The 6,369-nt window shown below is 51.9% G+C and carries 7 protein-coding genes; 6 read left to right on the forward strand and 1 reads right to left on the reverse strand.

Translation table 11 applies throughout. The features are described 5' to 3' along the window. From Q7V06_RS00710 to Q7V06_RS00720, 3 genes are all read left to right on the forward strand, one after another. Nucleotides 1-443, forward strand: a 443-nt coding sequence (locus tag Q7V06_RS00710; protein ID WP_304836586.1) for a TCP-1/cpn60 chaperonin family protein, incomplete at its 5' end; no start/stop codon positions are given. Between the two features lie 93 nt (nt 444-536). Next, the gene (locus Q7V06_RS00715) at nt 537-923 is read left to right on the forward strand and encodes a hypothetical protein (protein ID WP_304836589.1); all 387 of its coding nucleotides are present in this window, start codon (nt 537-539) and stop codon (nt 921-923) included. Nucleotides 924-973: 50 nt separating this feature from the next. Continuing rightward, on the forward strand, nt 974-2,626 hold the full coding sequence (locus tag Q7V06_RS00720; protein ID WP_304836592.1) for a bifunctional UDP-sugar hydrolase/5'-nucleotidase: 1,653 nt from the start codon (nt 974-976) through the stop codon (nt 2,624-2,626). Between the two features lie 412 nt (nt 2,627-3,038). Here the strand turns inward: Q7V06_RS00720 and Q7V06_RS00725 are convergent, their stop codons facing one another. After that, complete coding sequence (locus Q7V06_RS00725; RefSeq protein ID WP_304836594.1) at nt 3,039-3,245, reverse strand: hypothetical protein; 207 nt, start codon at nt 3,243-3,245, stop codon at nt 3,039-3,041. Between the two features lie 295 nt (nt 3,246-3,540). Between Q7V06_RS00725 and Q7V06_RS00730 the strand changes: the two genes are divergently transcribed. The 3 genes from Q7V06_RS00730 to Q7V06_RS00740 form a co-directional block, all read left to right on the forward strand. Further along, entirely contained in the window at nt 3,541-3,996 is a 456-nt protein-coding gene (locus Q7V06_RS00730; protein ID WP_304836597.1) for a response regulator, read from the forward strand. A gap of 44 nt (nt 3,997-4,040) precedes the next feature. Then, nucleotides 4,041-4,259, forward strand: a complete 219-nt coding sequence (locus tag Q7V06_RS00735) for a hypothetical protein (protein WP_304836600.1) — start codon at nt 4,041-4,043, stop codon at nt 4,257-4,259. Continuing rightward, a partial coding sequence (locus Q7V06_RS00740; protein ID WP_304836603.1) for a PAS domain S-box protein occupies nt 4,222-6,369 on the forward strand: 2,148 nt, incomplete at its 3' end. The genes Q7V06_RS00735 and Q7V06_RS00740, both read left to right, overlap by 38 nt.

Raw genomic sequence — 6,369 nt, forward strand, 5'->3', positions numbered from 1 at the left:
TCGTCGCCGGTGGCGGTGCACCAGAGATCGAGCTCTCACTCCGTCTCCGTGATTACGCATCCAGCGTCGGTGGCCGGGCACAGCTCGCAATCGAGGCATTTGCAAGCGCTCTTGAGATCATCCCCCGCACCCTCGCAGAGAACGCAGGACTTGACCCGATCGACATGCTTGTCGAGCTCCGAGCCGCACATGAGCAGGGTCATAAGACCTATGGGCTTGATGTGTATCAGGCAAAAGCAACTGACATGAAGGCAGCAGGCGTTGTTGAGCCGCTCCGTGTCAAGACACAGGCAATTTCATCCGCAGCAGAAGTTGCCGTCATGATCCTCAGGATCGATGACGTCATCGCCGCTTCCAAGATGTCCAGACCAGAAGGCATGCCAGACGACATGGGTGGCATGGGTGGAATGGGTGGCATGGGCGGAATGCCCGGCATGATGTAAGATCCAAACTACAATCCCTTTTTAATGATACAATACACCCTCCCCATCCGGGAAGGGGTACTTTTTTCATCTTCTGCATCCTCAGTCTCTTTTATGAAGCCAGGTGTTTTCTCAACCAGGTACCGGATCGACTGTTATCATTGCCATGAAGATGCCGACCAGGTGATCAAGGTCGTTCCGCAGCAGGCCCAGGTCGTCTGCGCGAACTGCGGAGCTACCCGGATCTTCGTCCCAAAGATGGCGGAGATCGGAGAGGTTGGAGATTACACACCGATATCCTGTTATGATGTCTGGCGTCTTGAGCCGACAGCGACCTGCAGGAACTGTGGAGTTGAGGGGATGCATGATCTCTTCGTCGGCTGCAACCACTTCACCGTCCGATGCAGAAACTGCGGCTTCACGAATTTCTATAAATTTAATCTCCAGTATATCGATAAGTGCTCCCTCGAAGAAGATATCTGCGATCCGGTGATCCGGTAAATAATCCTGCACACCTTTTTCTATTTTCAGGTGGTATCTGAAGATTATTCATGATCTCTCACCGATCCGCCCTTATCATCGCTGCTGCCATCATCGGGATCATTCTGCTCGCAACACTCCAATCCCCACCTCCGATCAGGGATACTGAGATTCGCATAACGATCCTGACGACATCTGATCTTCAGAGCAGGATCTTTTTACCCGGAGTTGTAGAAGGGGTACAGAGCCCTGGCCTCTCAGCCATCGCAGCAACAGCAGATCAGATCCGATCAGGAGGAGATCATACCCTCCTCCTCTCAAGCGGTGACGATCTGATCGGTGCAGTCTACTCACTCTTTCACGGAGAACCGGAGTATCGCGGGATGACAGAAGCAGGGTATGATGCAGCCTGCCCGGGGAACCATGAGTTCGGGACCGGGTACGAGATCTATGCCGAAGCAGTGCACTATGCGGGGTTTCCGATCCTCTCTGCAAACATGGCCTTTGAGAACGAGACGCTGAGAGAAGCGATCCGACCATGGACGATCATCAATCAGGATGAACTGGCAATTGGTATCTTTGGCCTGATGACGCCCAGATTACACATGATCGCCCAGGTAGGACCAGGCGTAACCGTCACCGAACCGGTGTCAGCAGCAGAGGCAGCGATCCGATCACTTCAGGCGGAAAGGGTCGATCTGATCCTCTGCCTCTCCCATATGGGGATCGAAGAGGATACCCGGCTTGCAGAGAACGTGAGGGGGATGCATGCGATCATCGGGGGGCATGATCATATTGTCATCTCCAAAGAGGTCATAGACCCGGATGGGCGGATCGTTCCGATTGTGCAGGCAGGCCAGTATGGGGATGACCTTGGAATACTCAGGCTGACGATACGAAATGGAGACGTCCTTGACTGGCATTTTGAAACAGTCCGACCAGAAGGGAATAATCCGGATGTTTCTTCGGTACTTGCACCCTTCATCACCGCGTTTCGCGACGAGATGCAGAGGCCGGTGGGGGAGATCACGTACTCCCTCGACACCAGAAAAGAGGTCGTCAGAGGAGGTGAAGCCGCTGTCGGAGATCTGATCACCGATACATGGCGGAACTGGTTCCCTGAAGCAGAGATTGCCCTGATTAACGGCGGGTCGATCCGGGGAGATCGGATCTTTGCAGCAGGTCCAATCTCATGGGGCATTATGACTGAGATCCTCCCCTACGGAAGCGAACTGGTGCTTGTTCAGATGAGCGGAGAGGAGATTGCAGAGACTCTCGAAATCTCGGCGTCTGCACTCCGTGTGCCGGGGGATGAACACTTCTCTGGGGATCGGCCACCAACCGGGGGGTTCCTCCAGGTATCCGGTATCAGGTTTACTATCGATCTCAGTGGAGATCCCTTCACTGCAAGGTACAATGAGAAGAATCTGAGTGAGATCATAACGAAAGGAAATCGGGTGAGCGAAATCCAGGTCAATCGATCCGGAGGATGGGAAGAACTGAGGGGAGATCTGCAGTACACCGTCGCCGTCAATACCTGGCTTGCATCAGGGGGTGACGGCCATTATGCGATTGCACAAGCAGCAGGGCCGGAATATGTCGGAACGACAGTCCGGGATATCGATCCGGTGATACACCTGATCAAAAAGGGGATGGTTGATCGGGATACAGGAGAGGGGAGGATCAGGATCGTACAACGATCACCGTCAACTACCTCCACCTGACGAAGGGGGCTTGGCGTGATACCATTTCCAGTGACGGGGAAAAATACTCACGCAAAGGCGCAAAGACAGATTGGAATCGGGATACAGAACTCGTCATCAAATAAGGGTGACAGGGTCGTCTCCTTTGCCCGGTAGCGTCTTGAGCGTGACACCCGATCTCCTCTATCGTAGAACACTGCTCACGCCAAGTAACTCATCAGATCAGGTGGCAGGGTTGTTTCCTTTGGAGAGTGTTGCTTTGCGTCTTAGCGGCTTTGCGTGATGCTCCGTCTCCTGTAGTGGAGAGTAATGTTCACGCAAAGGCGCAAGAGGAGGGAGTATGGATTTTCCATAAGGGAAACGACCGTGGTTCGTGAGGACAGCCTCATTCATAAGGAAAAAAACAATTGGGGGGATGATCTTCGATCCAACTTTACAGCCCGATAAATCGCATGACCACTCCGGCTGTGAGTCCGGTAAGGGAGAGTGTTGCCGAGAGGAGGCCAAGGACGAAGAGATGCATCATACAACCAGACATGAGAGGATAGTCCGTCTGATTCATCATGAGTCTTCGTACCTTCCTGACCGGATGGACCTTATCCGAAATAACAGGCTTCCGCGGTTTTATTCTTATCGTCATGATTACACCTCCATCTTATTCGTATAATGGTATCATCTCCCTCAGGGACTATGAAGGTTTCGCATAAGAAAGCCCTGGCCACAACCCCCATATCAGAGATGAGAAGAGGTTCATATTCGTTCATCATGAGCTACAGCTAACAGAGGACATCTTCCAGATCTACACATTTTCAGATGGAAAAATTCATCCTTCCAAGGGTCATGATCATCACAGAGTACAACTGACGATAGAGATAGCCATCACCGGGATTGTCATCCGGGAGACCGGGGTATACGGGGAAGGTGCACGATTTGAGATGCTGGTGCCTGTGGAGAAGAGGAGATATATCCGGGTAACACTTCAGAGGAGGGGATTTGAGATGAGCAGGACGGTACTGGTGATCGATGATGATGAGGAGAATCTTCAGGTTATTGGTCTTATCCTGAGAAAACTCGGATACACCGCCATCATGATCAATAATGGATGGGATGCACTTGATGTGATCAGAGAAGAGAGACCCGATCTCATCCTCCTCGATCTGATGATGAGACCAATCGATGGATGGCAGTTCCTTGACGAACTGAAGAAAGACGGTTTAGACGGGATCCCGGTGATCATCTTTACGGCAAAATATGTCTCTGAAGAGGAGATCGCCAAATATCGTGGCGATATCAGTCTCATTCTTCAGAAACCGATCACCCTGCAGGAGCTGAGAGGAGTCCTCTCTGAATTTTTTTCAGAGGAGCAGGTATTGAAGAGTGAATTCAGGTAATCCGGGGATTTCAAAGTAAACAACGAGTATAGGAAGGTTTCTGAATGACGCATGCCATGCTGACGATCGTTGCCATTGACAACAATGCAGATAACCTGCTTGCGGTTGTGGCATTCATACAGGAGGCAATAGGAGTGCCTGAAGATCAGGAGGAGATGGTTATCGGGACACCATACCGAGAACCAGACCGTATCGGAGAGAGAAATGTCAAAACGTGGAGGAGAGATGACAGACACACCTATTCAGATACTCTACGTCGATGACGAGCCTGCACTCCTTGAGATCGGCAGGCTCTTCCTTGAAAAATCAGGCGATATCACGGTCAGAATCGCAGAGAGCCCACACGAAGGGGTCAGGCTCCTTGAAGACCACGCCGTCGATGCGATCGTCTCCGACTACCAGATGCCACACTGTGACGGGATTGCATTTCTGAAATATGTACGATCAAAAGGTGATACGACCCCGTTCATCATCTTCACCGGAAAAGGCAGGGAGGATGTCGTTATCGAGGCGCTGAACAACGGTGCAGACTTCTATCTCCAGAAAGGGGGAAACCCAAAAGCCCAGTTTGCCGAACTCTTAAATAAGATCCGGTACGCAGTCGGGAAAAGGCGTTCGGAGGAGGCGCTTGCCGCGAGTGAGAAGCAGTTCAATCTCCTCTTCAAACATATGAATGCAGGATTCGCACTGCATGAGATCCTGCTTGATACCTCAGGGAAACCGATTGATTATCGGTTCCTCGCCATCAACACCGCATTTGAGAAGCTTACCGGACTCTCGGCAGATACTCTGATCGGCAGGACTGTTCGTGAAGTGATGCCGGGCACAGAAGAGTACTGGATCTCAACCTATGGGGAGGTCGCTCTGACGGGAGCCCCCAGGCAGTTTGAGGATTATAGTGCTGCACTGGGTAAATGGTATGATGTGCTCGCCTATAGCCCGGCATATGGGCAGTTTGCGGTGAGCATCCAGGATGTCACCGAACGAAGGACTGCTGAGGAGAAGCTCAGGAGGAGCCATGACGAACTCCATGCCGCCAATGAACAGCTTGCCGCAGCAGAAGAGGAGCTCCGCCAGCAGCTCGATGACCTGACAGAAGCTCAACATGCCCTTGATGAGACGAACGAATACCTTGAGAACCTCATCACGTACGCAAATGCGCCGATCATCGTCTGGGATCGGTCATGCAGAATAACGAGGTTCAATGATGCATTCGGAAGGCTCACCGGCATGTTGCCGGAAGAGGCAATTGGAAAGGAGATTCAGGTACTCTTCCCGGATGATACCAGAGATGCATCGATGGCTCTGATCAAGAGGGCGATGACAGGGGAGCAATGGGATATCGTCGAGATCCCGATCCGGAATACATCCGGCGAGATCAGAACCGTCCTCTGGAACTCCGCAAATATCAGGGGTGGCGATGGAGAGGCGATCATTGCCACCATCGCACAGGGCCAGGATATAACCACCCGGAAAGCTGCAGAGGATGCACTCAGGAGGAGTGAGGCGCAGTTCAGAAGTCTTGCCGATGCCATAGAGGATGTCGTCATTCGAATTGACAGAGATCACCGCCATATATATGTAAACAGAGCAGTTGAAGGGCAGATTGGGCTGAAACCCGACGATCTGATAGGCAGGACACACAGAGAAGCCGGCTTTACTATTGAGTTGGTGGTGAGATGGGAAGAGATGGTCGATTCGGTCTTTTCCGACGGAGAGAGGCAGCAGAGTGAGTTCCAGCTCCAAAATGGCACCTGGATTGATATCATCGCAGCCCCGGAATACTCTTCCTCGGGAGAGATCGTCTCTGTCATCATGAATGGCAGGGATATCACCGCAAGAAAACAGGCGGAAGAGGCGCTGGCTGAACAGCTCATATTCCAGCAGGCACTCATCGACAGCATACCCCATCCAATCTTCATAAAAGATCGTTTGGGGAAGTTTGTCGGATGCAACCGTGCCTATGAACGCGTCTTTGGGACGACACGTGCGTACCTGAACAGGAAGACGGTCCTGGATCTTGAATACCTGCCAAACGATGAGCGGCAACGGTTTCATGCTGAAGACATGCGGGTGATCGGGGAAGTGACACAACTGAGCTACGAACTCCCCATAGTGTACGCAGACGGTAAGGTGCATAGAACACTCTATTCTGTTGACGGATTCCGCCTCGGAGATGGAAGTCCGGGTGGGCTGATCGGGATGCTCGTTGATATCAGCGACCGCAGGCAGATGGAGGAGTCTCTGCAACGTGTAAACCAGAAGCTCAACCTCCTCTCAAGCATCACACGACACGACATTAATAACCAGTTGACCGTACTGAAAGGATTCCTTGACATCCTAACAACCAAAAACCAACAGTCTGAAATAACT

Origin of the sequence: Methanocalculus sp. (genome assembly GCF_030651615.1) — an archaeon.
Taxonomy (GTDB): Archaea; Halobacteriota; Methanomicrobia; order Methanomicrobiales; family Methanocorpusculaceae; genus Methanocalculus.

Excerpts from the sequence above, each read along its gene's own strand:
- Q7V06_RS00715 (WP_304836589.1), top strand. The coding sequence starts at position 537 with ATGAAGCCAGGTGTTTTCTCAACCAGGTACCGGATCGACTGTTATCAT.
- Q7V06_RS00720 (WP_304836592.1), top strand. The coding sequence starts at position 974 with ATGATCTCTCACCGATCCGCCCTTATCATCGCTGCTGCCATCATCGGG.
- Q7V06_RS00725 (WP_304836594.1), bottom strand. The coding sequence starts at position 3,245 with ATGACGATAAGAATAAAACCGCGGAAGCCTGTTATTTCGGATAAGGTC.
- Q7V06_RS00730 (WP_304836597.1), top strand. The coding sequence starts at position 3,541 with ATGCTGGTGCCTGTGGAGAAGAGGAGATATATCCGGGTAACACTTCAG.
- Q7V06_RS00735 (WP_304836600.1), top strand. The coding sequence starts at position 4,041 with ATGACGCATGCCATGCTGACGATCGTTGCCATTGACAACAATGCAGAT.